At 44.9% G+C, this 20,334-nt stretch carries 19 protein-coding genes, 1 rRNA gene, 1 pseudogene and 1 other annotated feature; of the genes and pseudogenes, 8 read left to right on the forward strand and 13 right to left on the reverse strand.

Annotation, left to right across the window (positions count from 1 at the left end; all coding sequences use genetic code 11):
- The 3 genes and pseudogenes from L4C35_RS21725 to clpB all read right to left on the reverse strand — a co-directional run.
- Positions 1 to 149 (reverse strand): 16S ribosomal RNA (locus tag L4C35_RS21725); the annotation flags it as partial.
- 400 nt (positions 150 to 549) lie between these two features.
- A pseudogene (locus tag L4C35_RS21730) lies at positions 550 to 669 on the reverse strand (DUF533 domain-containing protein); the annotation flags it as partial.
- Between the two features lie 220 nt (positions 670 to 889).
- Positions 890 to 3,463: an ATP-dependent chaperone ClpB gene (gene clpB, locus L4C35_RS21735; protein WP_428464848.1), complete on the reverse strand. Its 2,574-nt coding sequence runs from the start codon at positions 3,461 to 3,463 to the stop codon at positions 890 to 892.
- A 253-nt stretch (positions 3,464 to 3,716) separates the two neighbouring features.
- Between clpB and L4C35_RS21740 the strand changes: the two genes are divergently transcribed.
- Entirely contained in the window at positions 3,717 to 4,088 is a 372-nt protein-coding gene (locus tag L4C35_RS21740; RefSeq protein ID WP_428464849.1) for a hypothetical protein, read from the forward strand.
- Between the two features lie 80 nt (positions 4,089 to 4,168).
- Here the strand turns inward: L4C35_RS21740 and pgeF are convergent, their stop codons facing one another.
- Both pgeF and rluD read right to left on the reverse strand, forming a co-directional pair.
- Entirely contained in the window at positions 4,169 to 4,900 is a 732-nt protein-coding gene (gene pgeF / locus L4C35_RS21745) for a peptidoglycan editing factor PgeF (RefSeq protein WP_428464850.1), read from the reverse strand.
- Between the two features lie 39 nt (positions 4,901 to 4,939).
- Complete coding sequence (gene rluD / locus L4C35_RS21750; RefSeq protein ID WP_428464851.1) at positions 4,940 to 5,914, reverse strand: 23S rRNA pseudouridine(1911/1915/1917) synthase RluD; 975 nt, start codon at positions 5,912 to 5,914, stop codon at positions 4,940 to 4,942.
- A 139-nt stretch (positions 5,915 to 6,053) separates the two neighbouring features.
- Between rluD and bamD the strand changes: the two genes are divergently transcribed.
- The 3 genes from bamD to pheA all read left to right on the forward strand — a co-directional run bounded on the left by bamD (position 6,054) and on the right by pheA (position 9,061).
- Positions 6,054 to 6,779 carry an outer membrane protein assembly factor BamD gene (bamD, locus tag L4C35_RS21755; protein WP_428464852.1) on the forward strand — a complete coding sequence of 242 codons (726 nt, stop codon included), beginning with the start codon at positions 6,054 to 6,056 and terminating at the stop codon, positions 6,777 to 6,779.
- 401 nt (positions 6,780 to 7,180) lie between these two features.
- On the forward strand, positions 7,181 to 7,537 hold the full coding sequence (hpf, locus tag L4C35_RS21760) for a ribosome hibernation-promoting factor, HPF/YfiA family (RefSeq protein ID WP_428464853.1): 357 nt from the start codon (positions 7,181 to 7,183) through the stop codon (positions 7,535 to 7,537).
- A 175-nt stretch (positions 7,538 to 7,712) separates the two neighbouring features.
- Positions 7,713 to 7,834, forward strand: a sequence feature (Phe leader region).
- A gap of 57 nt (positions 7,835 to 7,891) precedes the next feature.
- Positions 7,892 to 9,061 (forward strand): prephenate dehydratase, encoded by a 1,170-nt coding sequence (gene pheA / locus L4C35_RS21765; protein ID WP_428464854.1) that lies wholly within the window; start codon positions 7,892 to 7,894, stop codon positions 9,059 to 9,061.
- Positions 9,062 to 9,189: 128 nt separating this feature from the next.
- Here the strand turns inward: pheA and L4C35_RS21770 are convergent, their stop codons facing one another.
- From L4C35_RS21770 to L4C35_RS21785, 4 genes are all read right to left on the reverse strand, one after another.
- Entirely contained in the window at positions 9,190 to 9,891 is a 702-nt protein-coding gene (locus L4C35_RS21770; protein ID WP_428464855.1) for a LipL32 family surface lipoprotein, read from the reverse strand.
- 303 nt (positions 9,892 to 10,194) lie between these two features.
- Positions 10,195 to 10,665: a type II secretion system protein gene (locus tag L4C35_RS21775; protein ID WP_428464856.1), complete on the reverse strand. Its 471-nt coding sequence runs from the start codon at positions 10,663 to 10,665 to the stop codon at positions 10,195 to 10,197.
- Between the two features lie 198 nt (positions 10,666 to 10,863).
- Positions 10,864 to 11,991, reverse strand: a complete 1,128-nt coding sequence (gene tyrA / locus L4C35_RS21780) for a bifunctional chorismate mutase/prephenate dehydrogenase (protein ID WP_428464857.1) — start codon at positions 11,989 to 11,991, stop codon at positions 10,864 to 10,866.
- A gap of 17 nt (positions 11,992 to 12,008) precedes the next feature.
- Positions 12,009 to 13,079: a 3-deoxy-7-phosphoheptulonate synthase gene (locus L4C35_RS21785; protein WP_428464858.1), complete on the reverse strand. Its 1,071-nt coding sequence runs from the start codon at positions 13,077 to 13,079 to the stop codon at positions 12,009 to 12,011.
- A gap of 214 nt (positions 13,080 to 13,293) precedes the next feature.
- Here L4C35_RS21785 and L4C35_RS21790 point away from each other — a divergent pair, with 214 nt between their 5' ends.
- The 4 genes from L4C35_RS21790 to L4C35_RS21805 all read left to right on the forward strand — a co-directional run bounded on the left by L4C35_RS21790 (position 13,294) and on the right by L4C35_RS21805 (position 18,259).
- Positions 13,294 to 15,036 (forward strand): LytS/YhcK type 5TM receptor domain-containing protein, encoded by a 1,743-nt coding sequence (locus L4C35_RS21790; protein ID WP_428464859.1) that lies wholly within the window; start codon positions 13,294 to 13,296, stop codon positions 15,034 to 15,036.
- Positions 15,029 to 15,742, forward strand: a complete 714-nt coding sequence (gene btsR, locus L4C35_RS21795) for a two-component system response regulator BtsR (protein ID WP_428464860.1) — start codon at positions 15,029 to 15,031, stop codon at positions 15,740 to 15,742. Before L4C35_RS21790 ends, btsR begins: the two co-directional genes overlap by 8 nt.
- Before the next feature lie 331 nt (positions 15,743 to 16,073).
- On the forward strand, positions 16,074 to 17,552 hold the full coding sequence (locus L4C35_RS21800) for a carbon starvation CstA family protein (RefSeq protein WP_428464861.1): 1,479 nt from the start codon (positions 16,074 to 16,076) through the stop codon (positions 17,550 to 17,552).
- Between the two features lie 155 nt (positions 17,553 to 17,707).
- A complete protein-coding gene (locus L4C35_RS21805) occupies positions 17,708 to 18,259 on the forward strand; it encodes an outer membrane beta-barrel protein (RefSeq protein ID WP_428464862.1) in 552 nt (183 codons plus the stop codon).
- 79 nt (positions 18,260 to 18,338) lie between these two features.
- Here the strand turns inward: L4C35_RS21805 and rplS are convergent, their stop codons facing one another.
- From rplS to rpsP, 4 genes are read right to left on the reverse strand one after another with little or no spacing between them, the layout of a single operon-like run.
- Positions 18,339 to 18,692 (reverse strand): 50S ribosomal protein L19, encoded by a 354-nt coding sequence (gene rplS / locus L4C35_RS21810; RefSeq protein ID WP_062688029.1) that lies wholly within the window; start codon positions 18,690 to 18,692, stop codon positions 18,339 to 18,341.
- Positions 18,693 to 18,728: 36 nt separating this feature from the next.
- On the reverse strand, positions 18,729 to 19,475 hold the full coding sequence (gene trmD / locus L4C35_RS21815; protein ID WP_428464863.1) for a tRNA (guanosine(37)-N1)-methyltransferase TrmD: 747 nt from the start codon (positions 19,473 to 19,475) through the stop codon (positions 18,729 to 18,731).
- A gap of 21 nt (positions 19,476 to 19,496) precedes the next feature.
- On the reverse strand, positions 19,497 to 20,030 hold the full coding sequence (gene rimM, locus L4C35_RS21820; protein WP_048900826.1) for a ribosome maturation factor RimM: 534 nt from the start codon (positions 20,028 to 20,030) through the stop codon (positions 19,497 to 19,499).
- A 31-nt stretch (positions 20,031 to 20,061) separates the two neighbouring features.
- Positions 20,062 to 20,313, reverse strand: a complete 252-nt coding sequence (rpsP, locus tag L4C35_RS21825) for a 30S ribosomal protein S16 (protein WP_048900827.1) — start codon at positions 20,311 to 20,313, stop codon at positions 20,062 to 20,064.
- Positions 20,314 to 20,334: the final 21 nt, after the last annotated feature.

The following is a 20,334-nucleotide window of genomic DNA, read 5'->3' on the forward strand; positions in this document are numbered from 1 at the left end:
TCCCCCACATCAAGGCATATTCCCAGGCATTACTCACCCGTCCGCCGCTCGTCAGCGAAGTAGCAAGCTACTTCCTGTTACCGCTCGACTTGCATGTGTTAGGCCTGCCGCCAGCGTTCAATCTGAGCCATGATCAAACTCTTCAATTTAAAGTTTTTGATGGCTCAATGAATACTGATTGAATATCGATAACTAGAAGCTAGTCATGATATTCGAATTGACTGTGCCAAATAATAAGTAAACTTGTTATTTGTATTGGTCACTCAGTTCATTGATGCCAAATTCATTCTTACTTAAAAGTAACAATGAATAGTTTTGACTATTCATTTCACGAGTGCCCACACAGATTGCATGGTCAAATTGTTAAAGAACAAACTGACTTATCGTTGCTGGCTAAGCGCCTTGCTCCGTGTCAGTGAGGACGCATTATAGAGACTTAGATCACATTGGCAAGGGCCTTTTTGAATTAATTAAAGAAACACGCACCAACCGAACAAAATTACACCAAATACTAAATAACTGGTCAAATAACGACGTTACACCGCTAAATTACAGTGATGCTTGCTCTTCTATTTCATTAATTAACCCCTGTGGTAGCGCTAATGCTTGAGACAATTGTGCTAAATATGCCTTTTCCATAAAGTGATTAACATCGATTGCGAGTAATGAGACTAAATAGACTTATGAGGCTTGCTCTAAGTTTGCCATATCCTTAGCCAGTAAAGCAGGAACTAACGGTTCATTTATCCAACGCACTATTAATGCTTCAACATTTACTCCTGCACTAAGGTAAAGACAATAACCCATAAAAAAAGCACCGAAGCGATCACTCACTTCGGTGCTTTACCGTTTATTGCTATTAAATCATTACTCGATGACTTAAAACTCGCTATTGCTGCGCAACAATTTTCCCGTCTGTTGCCACAATTTTGATCTGTTTGCTCGGTACTAATTTACCTGACAAGATATCTTGAGCGAGTGGGTTCTCGATATATTGTTGAATCGCGCGTTTAAGTGGACGAGCACCGTATACAGGGTCAAAACCAGCTTGAGCAATTAGCTCAAGTGCACTTTCATCCAATTCCAGTTTGTAGTCTTTCTCTTCAAGACGCTGAACTAGTCGCTCGACCTGAATACTAGCAATATGCTTAATATTCTCTTGCCCAAGCGGGTGGAACACCACTGTCTCATCCACACGGTTAATAAACTCAGGGCGGAAATGATGGCTCACAACATCTAACACCATGTCTTTGATGCCGGCATAATCAAGCTCACCAAAGTTTTCTTGAATACGGTCAGATCCTAAGTTCGAGGTCATGATGATCACGCAGTTACGAAAATCAACCGTTCGTCCCTGCCCATCGGTAAGGCGGCCATCATCTAATACCTGTAAAAGGATATTAAATACATCAGGGTGTGCCTTTTCTACTTCATCAAGCAAAATGACAGAATAAGGACGACGACGAACAGCCTCCGTTAGATAGCCCCCCTCTTCATAACCAACATAGCCAGGAGGCGCCCCGACTAACCGAGCAACAGAGTGTTTCTCCATAAACTCTGACATGTCGATGCGTACCATATTATCTTCGCTATCAAACATGAATTTTGCTAGCGATTTACATAATTCAGTTTTACCGACACCCGTTGGCCCTAAGAATAAGAAAGAGCCAATTGGGCGGTTCGGATCAGAAAGCCCTGCTCGGCTACGGCGAATTGCATTGGATACCGCATCTACCGCTTCATTTTGACCAATCACACGCTTGTGCAATTCTTCTTCCATCCGCAGTAACTTATCGCGCTCTCCCTCCAGCATTTTGGCAACAGGAATACCAGTTTGACGCGACAGTACTTCAGCTATTTCGGCTTCAGTCACTTTATTGCGTAGCAAGCTCATTTCCTGCATCTCAGCTTGAGCGGCTAAATCAAGTTGTTTCTCAAGCTCAGGGATCTTGCCATATTGCAGTTCAGACATACGGTTCAGATCACCTGCACGGCGAGCGATCTCCATATCCATTCGTGCTTGCTCAAGTGCTGATTTAATGTGTTGAGTGCCTGATAGTGCGGCTTTTTCTGCTTTCCACACTTCTTCTAATTCTGCGTAATCACGCTCTTTGCTTTCAAGCTCGAGGTGTAAATCGCTCAAACGTTTCTGGCTGGCATCATCACTTTCTTTGGCCAGTGCTTGCTGTTCTATTTTTAACTGGATAATACGGCGCTCTAAACGATCGAGAGATTCTGGTTTAGAGTCGATTTGCATACGAATGCTTGAAGCCGCTTCATCAATCAGATCGATGGCTTTATCGGGCAATTGGCGATCTGACACATAACGTTGCGATAAACGTGCCGCTGCGACAATCGCTGGATCAGTAATTTCGACATGATGGTGCAGCTCATAACGCTCTTTTAGGCCACGTAAGATTGCCACGGTATCTTCAACCGTTGGTTCATCCACCAGCACTTTTTGGAAGCGACGCTCAAGCGCAGCATCTTTTTCAATATACTGGCGATATTCATCGAGTGTCGTCGCACCAACACAGTGTAATTCACCTCGAGCAAGAGCGGGTTTAAGCATGTTACCCGCATCCATTGAGCCTTCGCCTTTACCTGCGCCGACCATAGTATGCAATTCATCAATAAAGAGGATCACACTGCCCTCTTCTTGAGAAAGTTCATTTAGAACCGATTTCAAACGCTCTTCAAACTCACCGCGGTATTTAGCACCGGCAATCAAAGCGCCCATATCTAACGATAAAACACGTTTATTACGTAGCCCTTCAGGTACTTCACCATTAATAATGCGTTGGGCAAGCCCTTCAACAATGGCTGTTTTACCGACACCAGGCTCACCGATGATCACTGGGTTATTCTTAGTACGGCGCTGCAACACTTGAATCGTGCGGCGAATTTCATCATCCCGCCCAATAACAGGGTCCAATCTGCCTTGCTCTGCTCGTTCAGTCAGATCAATCGTGAACTTCTCTAACGCTTGACGGTTTTCTTCCGCGTTAGGATCATCAATATTTTGTCCACCACGCACTTGATCTATCGCCTTTTCAACTTTATTCGCCGTTAAGCCCAGATCTTTTAGCAATACGCCTAGCGGACCTTTGTCATCGACTGCAGCCAAAATAAACAATTCAGAAGATATGTATTTATCTTTGCGTTTCTGCGCCAGCTTGTCGCACATGTTCAGCAGCATACCCATGCTATGAGAAAGCTGAACATCACCACCAATGCCTGTTACTTTAGGAAGTTTATCGAGCTGCTCAGATAAGCGAGAACGTAATTGCGTTATATCTACGTCTAGCATGGTGAGCAATGGACGAATCGTGCTGCCATCTTGGTTGATCAATGCCAACATCAAGTGAACAGGCTCAATGTACTGATGGTCTCGCCCTAATGCTAGCGATTGCCCGTCAGAAATGGCCATTTGAAACTTACTGGTAAATCGGTCAAGACGCATAAGTCCTCCCCTCTCGATATTATTTCTCAGTAATAGATATGGAGCTGATCTCGCAATTTTTCAACTTAATCCACACCAGTTTATTGTTTAGAGTCACTAAAAACGTCACCACCACTATGCAAGATTAGTCATATTCACTGTTTAGCTTTATTTATTTGATGTTTTAAATGGAATGGCATTCCCTATGTTGACAGTCAAATATAGAATGCCGTACTATTTAATCAATACGACGTTCCATATCGAGGAAAGCACCATGTTCAAGAAAGGTCTAACTACTTGCGCTGTTATCATTGTCGCACTTGCTTCATCTACTCACGTTATGGCTCAACGCGATATTCAAGAAAAACGCCAAGAAGTACGCCAAGATGCACGCGTTGAATCCCGTACGGAAGCGCGTATTGAAAATCGTCGCAACCCGAAAACCACGGCGACAAATGTGGTTGTTATTCAAAATGCCATGATGCGTACTGTTAGCTACAAAGGTGTTGTGCTGTTGCACGATACCGTCAACCAACGCTTCTACCGTGCGAAAGACAATGGTTATGAGCTTTACTCAGTACCATTCGGTGCGAATGTGGTTCAGCTTTCGCAAGCTAACCCAATGAACATCACAATCATTAACTAATGTGATCACCAAATACAAAAAAGCCCCGTAAACATGATGTTTACGGGGCTTTTACGATAAATATCTAATGATAAAAACGGTTAGTCAATCCAGATCAAGCTCGCTTGGCGACCAGTAACACCATCTCGACGGTAAGAGAAGAAAGTCTCAGATTCAGTCACGGTGCAGTGCTCTCCCCCATAAATATGGGTTATACCGCTATGGCATAGGCGCTGACGAGCAAGCTGATAAATATCAGCTAACCACTTTTCACCGTGTGCTGTAAATGCACACTCGGCTTCAGGAAGCACAGCCATAAACTGCTGGCGTACTTCTTCTCCCACTTCAAATTGCTGCGGGCCAATCGCTGGGCCTAACCACACAAGTATATCGTCTCTTGGCGCATCAAATAGCGCTAACGCTTGTTCGATAATGCCATCGACTAAACCTCGCCACCCAGCATGAACAGCCGCAACTTGTGTTCCTCCTTTATCACACAGTAATACTGGAAGGCAGTCCGCTGTCATAACAGTACACGCGATGCCCGGTTGCTGAGTATAGCTACCATCGGCACCGACAGCTGCAAGCAAAGGCTCAGTTAACCTTAGCACGGTTGTACTGTGGACTTGATTTAGCCAAGCAGGAGCGGATGAAAGCTGCAGCTGATGCTGCAAACTATCACGATGATGACAAACCGCTTTGGGATCATCGCCAACATGCAAACCTAAGTTAAAACTTTGGTATGGCGCAGCACTGATACCGCCTGCTCTTGTTGTGCTAATCGCTTTCACATGAGCAGGTGCGGGCCAGTCAGGGATAATATGCGCTGTCATCATCACATCCTTTTGGATTCACTAACGTGCTAACTGACGTTAGTAATCGTCTTCACCATTTTCGATTTTATCTTTGCGCAGAATGTCGATCATCGCCACCATATCGCTTGGTAGCGGAGCATGCCATTCCATCACTTCACCCGTAATTGGGTGAGCAAGACGTAACATACGCGCATGCAATGCTTGGCGATCAAAGGCACGCAGAGCGGCAATAAACTCATCCGATGCATGGCGTGGCGGACGAGGACGACCACCGTATTGCACATCACCCACCAGCGGGTAAGTCAGGTAAGACATATGCACACGGATTTGGTGGGTACGGCCCGTTTCAAGACGAATAACCAAACGCGTGTGTACGCGGAAGTGCTCAGCGACACGGTAATGCGTAATCGCAGGTTTGCCCAACTCGTGAACAGCCATACAAATACGCTTCGTCGCATGGCGACCGATGGGTTTTTCAATCGTACCACCGCCGGTCATTTTACCGATAGCGATAGCTTCGTACTCACGCGTGATCTTACGTTTTTGCAACGCACGTACTAAACGTGTTTGCGCTTGGATCGTTTTCGCCACCACCATTAAGCCGGTAGTGTCTTTATCCAAACGGTGCACAATCCCCGCACGTGGTACTTCAGCCAGTGACGGGCAATGGTGCAATAATGCATTCAATACCGTACCGTCTGGTGTACCTGCACCAGGGTGAACCACGAAGTCGCGCGGTTTGTTGATCACGATAATATCGTCATCTTCGTACACGATATTCAATGGAATATCCTGTGCTTCCCAACGCACTTCATCTTCAATTTCGGCAATAATGTGCAGCTCTTCGCCACCCATCATTTTTGCACGTGGCTTATTAACGACTTCGCCGTTAACCGACACCATGTCGCCAAGGATCCATTCTTTGATACGAGATCGTGAATAATCTGGATATAATTCTGCAACAACCTGGTCTAGACGTTTGCCTAGCTGGCTCTCATTTACTGTATTTGTTAACTCTATTTGCTGTGCCATAGCGAACTTTTTCAAAAAGCGTGAGACTAAATGCCAAACGCTGAGTAAAATAACCTAATAGTGTCATTGTATCTGTTAACGGCTCTCACCGTAATGGATCACAGAAATAAAATTTTTGATCAAGGAATCTGACGCCGTAATGAAACGCCTGACTCTCACAGCGATTCTTGCTGTCGCCCTACTTTCGGGCTGTTCTAGCACAGAAGAAGTTGTGCCAGATGTGCCACCTTCTGAACTTTATGCCACTGCGCAAGAAGCACTACAGAGTGGTAGCTGGACAAAAGCCATCGAACGTTTGGAAACGCTCGACTCACGTTATCCATTCGGTGCCTACTCAGAACAGGTACAACTGGATCTGATTTATGCTTACTACAAAAACGACGATCTCGCGTTAGGTGAAGCCACCATTGACCGTTTTAATCGTTTAAACCCTGTTCACGAAAAAACAGACTGGGTAATGTATATGCGTGGTCTAACACACATGGCACAAGATCGTAGCTTTATGCACGACTTGTTCAGTGTCGACCGCCACGATCGCGATCCTGTACCTGCGCGCACGGCTTTCCGTGATTTCAAACGCTTACTTGATCGCTTCCCGAATAGCCAATATGCCGCAGATGCCAAAGCTCGGATGATTTTCCTAAAAAATCGTCTTGCTGATTACGAGCTAGCCACCGCGGATTTTTACGTTCGCCGTGAAGCATGGGTCGCAGCAGTTAACCGTTGCCAGCAGATCCAACGCTTATACCCAGACACCGAAGCTGCACGTAAGTCATTAGACTTAATGCTTACAGCCTACGAAGCACTAGGACTTGAAGAGCCTATTGCTAATACTAAAAAGCAAATTGCGCTTAACCCAAGTTAGCGGCATATGCACAGTAACAAAAACGGCAGCCTTGAAGGCTGCCGTTTTTTTAATTCAATATTTTTATCGATTTTCGTTCAGCCTAGCTGTCGCTCATCAACAATGTGGCTCATAGCCTCTTGCCTTAAATGGACAAAAATAACACAAGCGTTTGTAACTAATCGAAAAAGTCCCCTAGTCAGCACCAGCCGCCAGCGTTTTATCTTCCTTCATACTGCCCTAACCCGAACGGAATTAACAAGCCTTTTCGTGCAAGTTTTTTACGACAAAAGCGATTTGATCACAGAATTATTCTGGATAAATTTAAAAAAAACAAAGCGTGATCTAGATCACGTTATTGTACCCTGAATTTAGTAATCTGAAGTCAACCCAACGAAGGGTAGCAAAAGAGGAAGATAATTATGACAGTAGAAATCACCGGCAAAAACCTAGATATCACCCCTGCTATCCGTGAGAGAATTGAACTTAAATTCAGTAAGTTAGAAAAGTACCAAGTGCCGCTAATTAACAAGCACGCTGTAATTAGCACAGAACCTAATCGCCAATTTAAAGTTGAAGCATCTGCTGCTATTCCGGGAGGTAATATTGTTGCCTCAGCAGAGCACGACGACATGTACGGTGCGATTACTGAAGTTTATCAAAAACTCGAACGCCAACTAAATAAACAAGCGCATAAGCCTTCTGCGCGCCGAGCAAGCCACAGCAATAAGCCAGAGGTTGCTGAAGTAGAGGTAGAGGAAGAAGAAGCTGACGTATAACCGCAAGCTTAAAGAGGAATTCATAACCAACCCCGCCTAGTGCGGGGTTAGTTCTTTTTGCTGCTTTATTCGCCTTGACAACCTTCTTCAACAACAATATGGTGATTTAGTCCCTAAGGGATACAAGACTGTAAATAAATCATCACAAACAAGAAACGAATTATCTAACGACTATGTCTGAACTTAACCTGTTTTTCTTTACCTTCTTTTTTATGTCCCCTTAGTGGAGGCTATTCGTTATGCAAAAAAGAAGATAAAGACGAATAGAAAGCCTCCCAAACGGGAGGCTTTTTTGCATATATCAAACACATATAATGTTTTAATCGATAAGCTGCCGCGATGACAAGGATCCTTATGACAGACAAACAATACTCATTGGATGATATTCGTACCAATGTTAGCCGGATAGACAACGAGCTACTGAAACTATTAGCTGAACGCCGTCAACTTAGCCTTGAAGTCGCAAAAAGCAAAATTGAAACGGCCAAGCCCGTGAGAGATCTAACCCGAGAACAAGCACTACTCTTGCGCTTAGTTGACTCAGGTAAAGAATTACAGCTAGACCCGCAATACGTTACCCAAATTTTCCACACCATTATTGAAGACTCAGTGCTGTATCAACAAGCCTATTTACAAAAGCTCACTAACCCAGAAAGCTTGCAGCCAGTTGCCCGAGTCTCTTTCTTAGGCGCTAAAGGGTCATACTCTCACCTTGCCAGCCGTAACTACTTCAGCAAGAAACAAACCAAACTGGTTGAGATGAGCAGCTCTACCTTCCGTGACATTATCAATACCGTTGAAACAGGCAACGCTGACTATGGTGTCTTACCCATCGAAAATACCAGCTCAGGCTCTATTAATGAGGTTTACGACCTACTGCAACACACCAGCCTGTCAATTGTTGGGGAAATTACTCAGCCAATCGAGCATTGCCTACTGGTTGCGACCGAGACCAATATAGATAATATTAAGACGCTCTATTCGCACCCACAGCCTCATCAGCAGTGTAGTGAATACTTACATGCAATGGGTGATATCAGCCAAGAATATTGTTCTAGCACTGCTGAAGCAATGCAGAAAGTGGCAGAACTACAACGCGATGATGTTGCAGCTATAGGCAATGCATCAAGTGGCGAAATTTATGGGTTAACCGCGGTAAAATCAGGTATCGCCAATCAGCAAGAGAACTTCACCCGTTTTATTGTGGTTGCACGCAAGCCAGTCGAAGTCACCTCGCTGATCCCAGCGAAAACCACTTTGATTATGTCAACAGCACAAAAAGCGGGCTCTTTGGTTGAATGTTTAGTGGTACTACGTAACCTGAATATCAATATGACCAAGCTAGAATCACGTCCCGTTATCGGTAATCCGTGGGAAGAGATGTTCTACCTTGATGTTGAGCAGAATCTAAAATCAGACGTCATGCAGGAAGCACTTGAAGAGCTGACGCGCTTAACCCGCTTTATTAAAGTACTCGGTTGCTACCCAAGCGAAAATGTTAAGCCAGTCGATATCGAATTTTAATCACCACGACTCAATGACAAGTAAGGGAGCATAATGCTCCCTTGTTTATATCTAATACCAATTCAACTGAACAACTGATAATCGCGTGATAGATTGTGTAGTAAGATCAACTCACTAACAGTGATAAGTTAGTTAACCATCTTATGTAATTCTGATAATGACGTAGCCATTTTCACACCAGGTACATTCGTACCAACAGTCGCAACAAAGGAACCACTGACATTCCCTTTTTTATAGGTCGTAAATGCCACTCGATACAAGCCTCTTGTCAGTGCTTTCTCCGGTTTATTCACTTGTGTTTCAATACGCACTAGAGAGTTGTACTTAGCATGACGTTCTTCTTCATAGGTATCATCACCATCATCGTCTTGCTCTAATACGCTAAACACCTTTTTAGCACTCTTGATTTTCTCGGGTGAAAATACACTCATGCGTTCAACACGAATCCAAGTATCGAACCATTTGTCCGCATCTTGCTTTAGCTTTTTCTCAAAGCCTTTTTGAACAAAATCATCGCTCGTTGGCTCAGCTAAATTCCCCACAGGTGAAATCATACGTACACCCAATTCATCCAAAGCAGCAGGCACCCATACGTATAGGTAATACGCATCTTTGCCTTTAATTTTCGCTGATGGCTTTGAGTTTTTATCGATATACCCAAAATAATTAACGCTATTGGCATAAGGTACCGATATTTGAGCTATCCCTAATCCTTCTGTCTTACTGGACGTTAAGCTTGGTAAGCCATCCCCTGTTAAGCTACCAAAACTAAACGCCATTGCCGATGAGCTAGACAAAATTAACGCGCCAACTAACATTTTTAATTTCATTCTCGAATCCATATTATTTAGCTTTCACAACTAACTAAAACTGAATAGTTGAGAAATGCTGAGGTATAACGTCCATAAGTCGAGGTCTAAGCATAAATAACGTCGGGGGAATTAAAATCACGCAATAATGGTAAAGCATTATGGATCGCAAACAATATGCGCAAGCGATGACATAGTTGCGCTTTACTGGAAGTCAGTACAAACACCTAGCATAGGGTGGAGAGGTAATTCCTATCGGTAGGATACGCTAAAGCGTTAATATGTAGATAACGTAGATTGGTTCATCACAGATGGCTATAACAGCTAGCAGCCATCTGAAAAAATAGTCGTCACAAATATCGTTTCGCTATTATTGGATATATTCGTTGCTTGCAAATAACATTGGCTTTCATACACGGCTGTGGCTGTTTTTTGAAAACCAAACACCACAACATGTGGGCCGGTCTGCCCATTCGTGATTCCGTTAAAAGTATGGATGTCGGTTTGTACTATATGGTCTAAATTGGCTTTACTCGCGACTGGGGTTCCATCAATCACGGCAATGTTCTTATTATTGACCTCAACAAAAGCCTGACCTTTTTCGGCTCCGTTTAATGCCGCCTTACCATAAACGATACCCACAGAACTCTTGAGTGCACCTTCCACACCACTGAGCGTGGCTTTTCTTGCGTCACCCTGAATATTCATGAACTTTGGGGCTGCCGTCACGGCTAAAATACCGAGTACAACGATCGTCACAATCAATTCTATTAGAGTAAAACCTTTATTAGTCATTGTGAGCCACCATCGCCAAAGTTACTCACATTGTACCCTAACGCCATAAAGAGCTAAAGGTTCGACAGCCAACAGTATGCATATCTTCTTCAATGCGCAATAACTTGCCGAGAAGACAGAAGGATAGGAATAACGGACAATAAGTAAAGATAAAAGCGAGAATAAGAGGCTATTCTCGCTTCTGGATATAGTTGAAGACTATGATCGATGCGTCGAATCGTTCGCTTGGCGCAATAACCCTTGGCTCTCGGTTAAGAAATGCTGAGCGTAATCACCAAACCAATTTTCTACTTGATCAAAAGCTTGGGTGAATGCGGCTTTATCTTGGCTTTCCAGCATAGTGATCGCTTCACCAAACCGTTGATGGAAGCGTTTGATCATCGCCAAATTCTGCGGCGCAGACATAATAATATCCGCATACAATTGAGCATCTTGAGCAAACAAGCGCCCGACCATGGCAAGCTCTAAACGATAAATCGGTGAGCTAAGCGATAGCAATTGATCTAATCGAGGGTCTTCTTCTGCTAGGTGCACCCCGTAAACAAAAGAAGTGAAATGGCGCAGGGCCTGGATCAAGGTCATACCCTGATCATGCTCTATTGCACTGATCCGATTTAGACTCGCCCCCCAAATTTGGAATTGCTCAAGCAACCACTGGTAATGATCTGGGTTGCGCCCATCACAATACACGATCACTTGCTTAGCCAAGCTTGGAATATCAGGGCCAAACATAGGGTGTAGGCCAATCACAGGCCCTTTATGGACTTCTAGCATAGCTTGTAGCGGACCACTTTTAACTGAAGTTAAATCCGCCAAGATACAATCAGCCGGCAAGTTACCTAACTTGGCTATCACTTGTTCAGTCACATTGATAGGCACTGACACTACGACCATGCCAGCATCCGCTAACAAGTCATCAGCCTGATCCCACTCATCGCTCCCCAATTTACGTACTTGGTAGCCCGACAATTCAAATAACCGACAAAACAATCCACCCAGTTGGCCATGACCACCCACCACCACAATCGGTCGAAGATCAGGCTTGAGGCATTTAAAACCAGAATCATTTTCACTGGAGTAAGACTCACGCATAGTACGGCGCAAAATGTCTTCAATCAGATCAGGCGGTACCCCTTTGCTCTCTGCTTCTTCACGACGAGAGGCCAACATTGCCGCTTCACGATCGGGCGCATAAATAGGTAATCCATGCTGACTTTTTACGTGACCAACATCTTCTACTAATGACAGACGGCGAGCGAGAAGCTCTACCATCTGGCGATCAACCTCATCGATTTGATCTCTTAATTTACTCAGTTCAGCAACCATGACTCTGCTTTCCGTACTTATTGATTACGTTCTTGTAAGAAGGGGACTAACTCTTTATGCGCATGACGCAGGAGGGACTCTGTGTCACCCCAGTTAATGCAGGCATCAGTAATAGACACCCCGTAAGCCATCTCTTGACGTGACAAATCAGCGCTCTGATTCCCTTCATTGATATGGCTTTCTAGCATCAAACCAATAATAGATTTATTGCCTTCTCGAATTTGATGGATCACATCTTCGGCCACAAGAGGTTGGCGACGGTAATCTTTACGCGAATTAGCATGGCTACAGTCTACCATCAGCGATGGTGATAGACCTGCCGCAGTCATCTCGTTTTCACACTCTGTCACCGAAACTGAATCGTAATTAGTTTGCTTACCGCCCCGTAAAATCACATGGCCATCAGGGTTGCCTTGCGTATTCAGTAAAGCAACTTGTCCCTGGCGGTTGATCCCCATAAAACGGTGACCAGAAGCCGCCGCTTGCATCGCATTGATTGCCGTACCTAAGCTACCATCGGTGCCGTTTTTGAAGCCAACAGGCATAGATAAGCCACTTGCCATCTCGCGGTGAGTTTGTGACTCCGTTGTACGTGCCCCAATTGCCGCCCAACTAAACAAGTCGCCAATGTACTGCGGGCTGATCGGATCCAGCGCTTCCGTTGCGAGTGGGATCCCCATTTCAACCAAATCAATCAGTAGCTGACGTGCAATGTGCAGACCTTCCTCAACTTCAAATGAACCATCCAAATGCGGGTCGTTGATCAAGCCTTTCCAGCCCACCGTGGTGCGGGGCTTTTCAAAGTACACCCGCATAACAATGTAAAGCTGATCGTCAAGTTGCTCTGACAGCTGCTTCAATTTGTGTGCATATGCTTTAGCTGCATCCACATCATGGATTGAACATGGGCCACACACCACCAATAAACGGTGATCGCGTTTATGAATAATGTCGGCAATGGTCTGGCGCGATTGTTGAATAAAGCTAAAAGCAGATTCACTAACAGGCAATTTTTGCTTGAGTTGATCAGGCGTGATCAATACTTGTTCATCTTGAATATGAATATTATTGAGTTGGTCTTTTTGCATGTTGGCTTCCCTGTAAATCTGTCTAAGTCTTTTTATGCTAGCAGAATCTTTCCTGCTTCATCTTAAGAGTCACATTAACAAGCCTTTTCCTTCCTTGGCAAGTAAGTGTAAAGATTATTTACCAAGCGTAACGCAAGGTTTACACAAGAATAAACATTGGGGTTATTAAGCAAAGCTGGTTACCATATTCTTAATCATTGCTATAGGTCACCTCATGGAACTGATTTTCTCGCTTCTCCAACAGCTCAGCGTGTATTTGGTTATTGCTTATCTCCTAAGTAAAACGCCTTTATTTATGCCCATTACTACAATATCGGGTCGATTATCCCAACGTTTTTCTTGCTACATTTTGTTTTCTTTATTTTGCATATTAGGTACTTACTTCGGATTAAATATCGAAGATGCCATCGCCAACACCCGCGCAATTGGTGCCGTCATGGGTGGGTTACTGGGTGGGCCTATTGTTGGATTTGCCGTGGGACTCACAGGCGGAATGCACCGCTATTCCATGGGGGGATTTACCGATGTTGCGTGTGCAATATCCACTACGATGGAAGGTGTAATGGGCGGATTACTGCACTTGTATTTAGTGCGGTCTGGTCAAGTTGAACAGCTTTTTAAGCCTTTTATTGTGTTCACCATTACGCTTTTTGCTGAAATCATGCAGATGTTTATTATTTTGGTTGTCGCTAAACCGTTTGATCAAGCCCTACATTTGGTCAGTGCTATTGCCCTGCCGATGGTGATTGCCAACTCGCTCGGTGCCGCGCTATTTATGAGTATTATTCAGGATAGAAAAACCATCTACGAAAAATACTCGGCAGCTTTTTCCAGCCGAGCCCTCAAAATTGCCCAACGCTCAGTCGGTATTTTGAGCCAAGGCTTCAATAAAGAAACGTCGAAGAAAATTGCCCAAATCGTTTACGAAGAAACCGAGGTGGGTGCTGTTGCCATTACTGATCGTGACAAAATTCTCGCGTTTATCGGCATTGGCGATGATCACCACCTGCCTGATACACCGATCTCTTCAGGCTATACCCGCCGTGCTATTGATAGTTGTGAGCTAGTCTATGCCGATGGCTACGACATTCCGTATTGCTGCTCACTGCATGAAAAATGTCGATTGGGATCCGCTTTGGTCATCCCGCTCATAGGTGGTAATAATGAAGTGCTCGGCACCATCAAACTGTACGAACCTAAGCGAAAGTTGTTCTCCACCGTCAACCTCACCCTTGGTGAAGGCATTGCCAAACTGCTGTCGAACCAAATTTTGACAGGGCGTTATATCCAGCAACAAGCCTTATTGACCCAAGCCGAATTGCGCCTGCTACAAGCGCAGGTCAACCCGCATTTTTTATTTAATGCCTTAAATACAATTAACGCGGTAATACGCAGAGATCCAGACAAGGCGCGCGAACTCATTCAGCACTTGTCACAATTTTTCCGTCGCAACTTAAAACAAAACATTGAAACCGTGACCCTGAAAGAAGAGCTGCAGCATGTTCATGCTTACCTAGAAATTGAACTGGCTAGGTTTTCAGATCGCTTAACCGTCCATGTTGATGTACCCGACGCTTTATTGCCACTCAAAATACCAACATTTACCCTACAGCCTTTGGTCGAAAACGCCATTAAGCACGGTACTTCAACCCTGTTAGAGAATGGTATTATTGAAATTCGAGGAGCTATCCATAACAGCACCATTACTTTAGAGGTGACTGATAACGCAGGATGCTACCAGCCTGTCGGTGAAGAGAGCGGCCTTGGTATGAAGATTGTCGATAAGCGCCTTAAAAATATGTTCGGTAAACAATTTGGTGTCAGCATGCGATGCCAACCAAACGAATCGACCGAAGCAACCATCACCTTACCGGCAGCGCTACTCACAAATACTGCGTCGCTACACCAACAAACAAAACCACAATCAGCCTCACCGGAGAACACCTTACATGATTAAAGCCCTCGTGATAGATGATGAACTATATGCCCGTGAAGAGCTGATCGATTTACTGACAGAGGGCGGTGAAATAGAGGTGATTGGTGAGTGCCAAAATGCGATTGAAGGGTTAAAAAAAATCAATACGCTTAAACCCGATGTGATTTTTTTGGATATCCAAATGCCGCAGATCACGGGTATTGAAATGCTGAGCATGCTTGACCCCGACACCATGCCTAAAGTGGTGTTTGTAACAGCTTACGATGAGTACGCACTCAAAGCCTTTGAAGATAATGCCTTTGATTATCTGCTCAAACCGGTTGAAAACCAACGGTTACGAAAAACCATCACCCGCCTCAAGCGTGAGTGCCTCAGCCAAGATTATTCTGCGATGACCAGCGAAATGCTAGAGCTGATCCCTTGCTGCGGTCATAACCGGATTATCTTGCTACGCCCAGATGAAATTGAAACCGCTTTTTCAGATCTATCGGGGGTACATGTCATCACCCAAGACAGCCAAGCGACGACACAACTCACGCTAAAAGTGCTCGAAGAAAAAACCCCACTGATCCGTTGCCACCGCCAATACTTGATCCACCCGCAGGCGATCAGAGAAATCAAATTACTGGAAAATGGGCTAGCCGAAATCACGACTTTGCATGGTTCGCAGGTGCCTGTGAGTCGCCGTTATCTCAAAGAACTCAAAGACAGGTACGGGCTCAGTTAATCGCATTACCACGTACCACTAACGCACTCCTCACGACCACTGGAGCACAAACGTGCTCCAGCTCACACAACTAGACATATCTTGCCACATCTAGCCACCCCAACAAAAAATCTTATAACTTCAATCACTTGAAATAAACCTCATCGGTAACATCATTATTGTTCATTCACATTCCTGAATTGTTGCTGACACGGTAAAAACCACTTAATGCTGTTATCAACCACTCATCATCGTATACAACCTCTCACCGCTTTCCCCCGTGCATCCAAGATCCAAGTCCGTATGATGGCAGTATTAGCACTCCCCCAATAAACCACAGCGAGAAAACAAAATGACTTGGTTCTTACTCTGCGTTGCCGCACTCATAGGTGGATACTTCATCTACGGTGCATTCATTGAAAAAGTTTTTGGCATTAATGAAAATCGCCAAACACCGGCATACACCAAAACGGATGGTGTGGACTACGTGCCAATGTCGACCAAGAAAGTCTACCTTGTTCAGTTACTCAATATTGCAGGTGTAGGTCCAATCTTTGGCCCTATCATGGGCGCACTATACGGCCCGGCTGCCATGCTTTGGATTGTACTGGGCTGTATTTTCGCTGGGGCTGTGCACGACTACTTCTCAGGAATGCTGTCGGTACGTAACGGCGGGGCTTCTGTTCCAACGTTAACTGGCCGCTACCTTGGCAACGGTGCAAAACACTTTATGAACATTTTTGCTATCGTACTGTTGCTACTTGTCGGCGTGGTTTTCGTTTCTGCCCCAGCGGGTATGATCACTAATCTAGTCAACGAACAGACCAACATGGGCTTGTCGATGACAACCATGGTCGTGATTATTTTTGCTTACTACATTATCGCGACAATCGTACCTGTTGATAAAATCATTGGTCGTTTCTACCCACTATTCGGCGCCCTACTGATCTTCATGTCTGTCGGCCTGATCACGGCAATCGCACTCTCAAGCGAGCACACCTTGCTTGGTGATTATGAAATGAGCCAGATGTTCACGAACATGAACCCGAATAACCTGCCACTTTGGCCTGCCCTGTTTATTACGATTGCTTGTGGTGCGATCTCTGGTTTCCATGCGACTCAATCACCACTCATGGCACGCTGTGTTGAAAATGAAAAGAACGGCCGCTTCGTCTTCTATGGCGCAATGATCGGTGAAGGTATCATCGCACTGATTTGGTGTGCGCTGGCGTTGTCTTTCTTTGGCTCAGTTGAATCTCTGGCAGAAGCCGTGAAAAATGGCGGTCCTGGTAGCGTCGTATACAACTCATCAATAGGTCTACTGGGCGTTGTTGGTGGTGTGGTGGCTTTCTTGGGTGTCGTTATTTTGCCGATCACTTCTGGTGATACTGCATTCCGCTCTAGCCGTCTGATTCTGGCTGAATACTTCAACATGGAGCAAAAAACACTGCGTAACCGTCTACTGATGGCACTACCTTTGTTCGTGCTAGGTGGCGTACTGACTCAAGTTGACTTTGGTATCATCTGGCGTTATTTCGGCTTTGCTAACCAATCAACAGCAGTAATGATGCTATGGACGGCATCAGCTTACTTGTTGCGCCATAACAAGCTACATTGGGTCGCAACTATTCCTGCTATCTTCATGACAACCGTGTGTATCACGTTCATTCTTAGCAATGCACAGCTTGGTTTTGGTCTACCTATGACCTTATCAACCGTTGTTGGCGTGGTAAGTAGCCTATCCATTACTGGGTTAGTCATTAAAAAATCGAAAGGTAAAGGTGAAAGCGACCTTGCTGATGAAGAAGATGGCAAACTAGAAACCGTTTAACATCATAGTTCCCCGTTCCCCTAACGATCCAAGCCAGCTTTCGAGCTGGCTTTTTTATGCCACTTCTTCCTATTGCCTAACCTTTGCTGTATTTTGATTCATTCAAAAATCACATAACACTCAGCGTTTCTCTGCGCATGATTAATGTATAGGCCATGACTTTGTTCTCTTCTCGATCTTGCATCGCACTGCTGTGTAGTACCATGAGTTTTGCCGCTTCGGCTTATTACCCAAATCAAGTTTATGTACATACAGGCTATGGCAGTTTCAGTACGAGCGGGCAGCAAGACGACAGTTGGATCACCCAGTTGGGCTATAGCTATGCATTAACCCCAGGCATGGCGATTGAAGTCGCTTCATTTCTGAATATCGCAGATACTGACAAGATAAAAAGTAATGCGACATCACAACCAGTAAATGCAGATTACCATGGTGGAATGCTGGCTCTTCGTGGTGAAGTGCCAGTTATGAATCGTTTTTATGCCTACGGAAAGTTCGGGGCTGCCTATAGTCACACCACGTACCAAGAGTGGCAAGGCAGCAACCAACAGTCGGAGACCCTACAAGGTGTTCGCCCCTACCTCGCTTTTGGTGTTAAAGCACCACTTAGCCATAACTTACTGATTGGGCTAGAAACCCAATACATAGTACTGCCGCAAGAAGCGAAATTGAATACGCTGACCTTAGGCTTACATTTCTCTTATTAATACCAATGTTCGCCATCTTGCAGGCAAAAAAAAGCCCACCAAAAGGTGGGCTTTTTCGATAAACGTCTTACACGTTCGATTACTTGCGAGCAAGTTTCTCTTTGATACGAGCCGCTTTACCTGAACGCTCACGTAGGTAGTACAGTTTGGCACGACGTACTAGACCACGACGCTTAACAGTAATGCTGTCAACGATTGGAGAGTGAGTTTGGAACGCACGCTCAACGCCTTCACCGTTCGAGATTTTACGAACTGTGAATGCAGAATGTAGACCACGGTTACGCTTAGCGATAACCACGCCTTCGAACGCCTGTAGACGCTCACGGTCACCTTCTTTTACTTTAACCTGAACAACAACAGTGTCGCCAGGTGCAAAAGTAGGTAGGTCTTGTTTTAGTTGCTCGTCTTCGAGCTGCTTGATGATGTTACTCATTGGTGTATACCCTAGAATAAACTGATACTAAATTAATTAATTGCTTGCTCTTTGTTCACGGATAAACTCCGCGAGCAAGAATTCCTGATCGTCAGTCAGAGCTAGGTTTTCCAGGAGCTCTGGTCTTCTTAGCCAAGTTCGGCCCAGCGATTGCTTTAATCGCCAGCGACTAATGTCCTTGTGATTTCCTGACAGTAATACTTTTGGTACTTCCTGCCCATCCAACATTTCAGGACGCGTATAATGCGGACAATCTAGCAAGCCATTTGCAAAAGAATCTTCTTCTGCTGACGCAAAGTCTCCCAGCACGCCCGGAACAAACCGGACAACTGCATCAACTAAGGTCATGGCAGGCAGTTCGCCCCCAGTTAGCACAAAATCTCCGATAGACCATTCTTCGTCTACCTCTTGTTGGATAATGCGCTCATCTACCCCTTCATAGCGCCCACAAATAAGAATCAGGTTCTCATTTTGAGCTAACTCCTCAACACCAGCTTGATCAAGCTTACGGCCCTGAGGTGATAGGTAAATGACTTTAGCCTGACCTTCAACGGACTGTTTAGCAGCATGAATAGCATCGCGCAAAGGCTGTACCATCATTAGCATGCCAGGTCCGCCACCATAAGGTCGATCATCAACCGTACGATGTTTGTCATGTGTAAAATCGCGGGGATTCCACGTTTCTACTGACAAAAGGCCTTTTTTTACCGCCTGGCCTGTCACCCCATAATTGGTAATGGCATTAAACATGTCAGGAAAAAGGCTGATTATGCCTACCTTCATTTGTTCACCTATTACCGGGGATTAGAATCCAGGATCCCAGTCAACTTCGATCCGCTGAGCAGTGCGATCAATCGACTTGATGACCTGCTCATCGAGGAACGGGATTAAGCGTTCCTTCTGCCCAAAAGCATCTTTTAGATTAGCCTTAACTACTAATACGTCATTTGAACCTGTTTCCAGGATGTCAGTTACTTTACCTAGGTCGTAACCTTCAGTAGTGAAAACAGACATACCAAATAACTCACGCCAGTAGAATTCTTCATCCGACAGCGCGGGTAGCTGACCTGCAGGTACAGTTACTTCAGCATTAGTGAACACTTGAGCATCCTCGCGGATATCCAAACCTTCTAGCTTCGCAACCAACCCTTGGCCATGGCGTTTCCACGATTCAACGCGGAATTCTTTCCACTCGCCTTTAACTTTAATAAGCCAAGGCGCGTAAGAGAAAATGCTTTCAGATTGTTCTGTATAGGAAAAAACTTTGAGCCAACCCTTGATACCATAGGTGGCACCCAGTTTACCGACTACAATGTGGTCTTGGTTTTTTAAACTCATCGTTTATCTTCTACCCAGATTTAAATACTAATTAAGCTGCTGCTTTCGCTGCGTCTTTGATTAGTTTAGCTGCGCGGTCAGATACTGTTGCACCTTGACCAACCCAGTGGTTTACGCGATCTAGATCAAGACGTAGACGCTCTTCTTGGCCCTTAGCAACAGGGTTGAAGAAACCGATACGTTCGATGTTACGACCGTCGCGTGCGCAACGTGAGTCAGCAACTACGATGTGATAGAAAGGACGCTTCTTAGCGCCGTGACGAGCCAAACGAATGGTAACCATATCGTCCTCTTTGCATTACTG

This window comes from Photobacterium kagoshimensis (assembly GCF_050337045.1).
Taxonomy (GTDB): Bacteria; Pseudomonadota; Gammaproteobacteria; order Enterobacterales; family Vibrionaceae; genus Photobacterium; species Photobacterium kagoshimensis.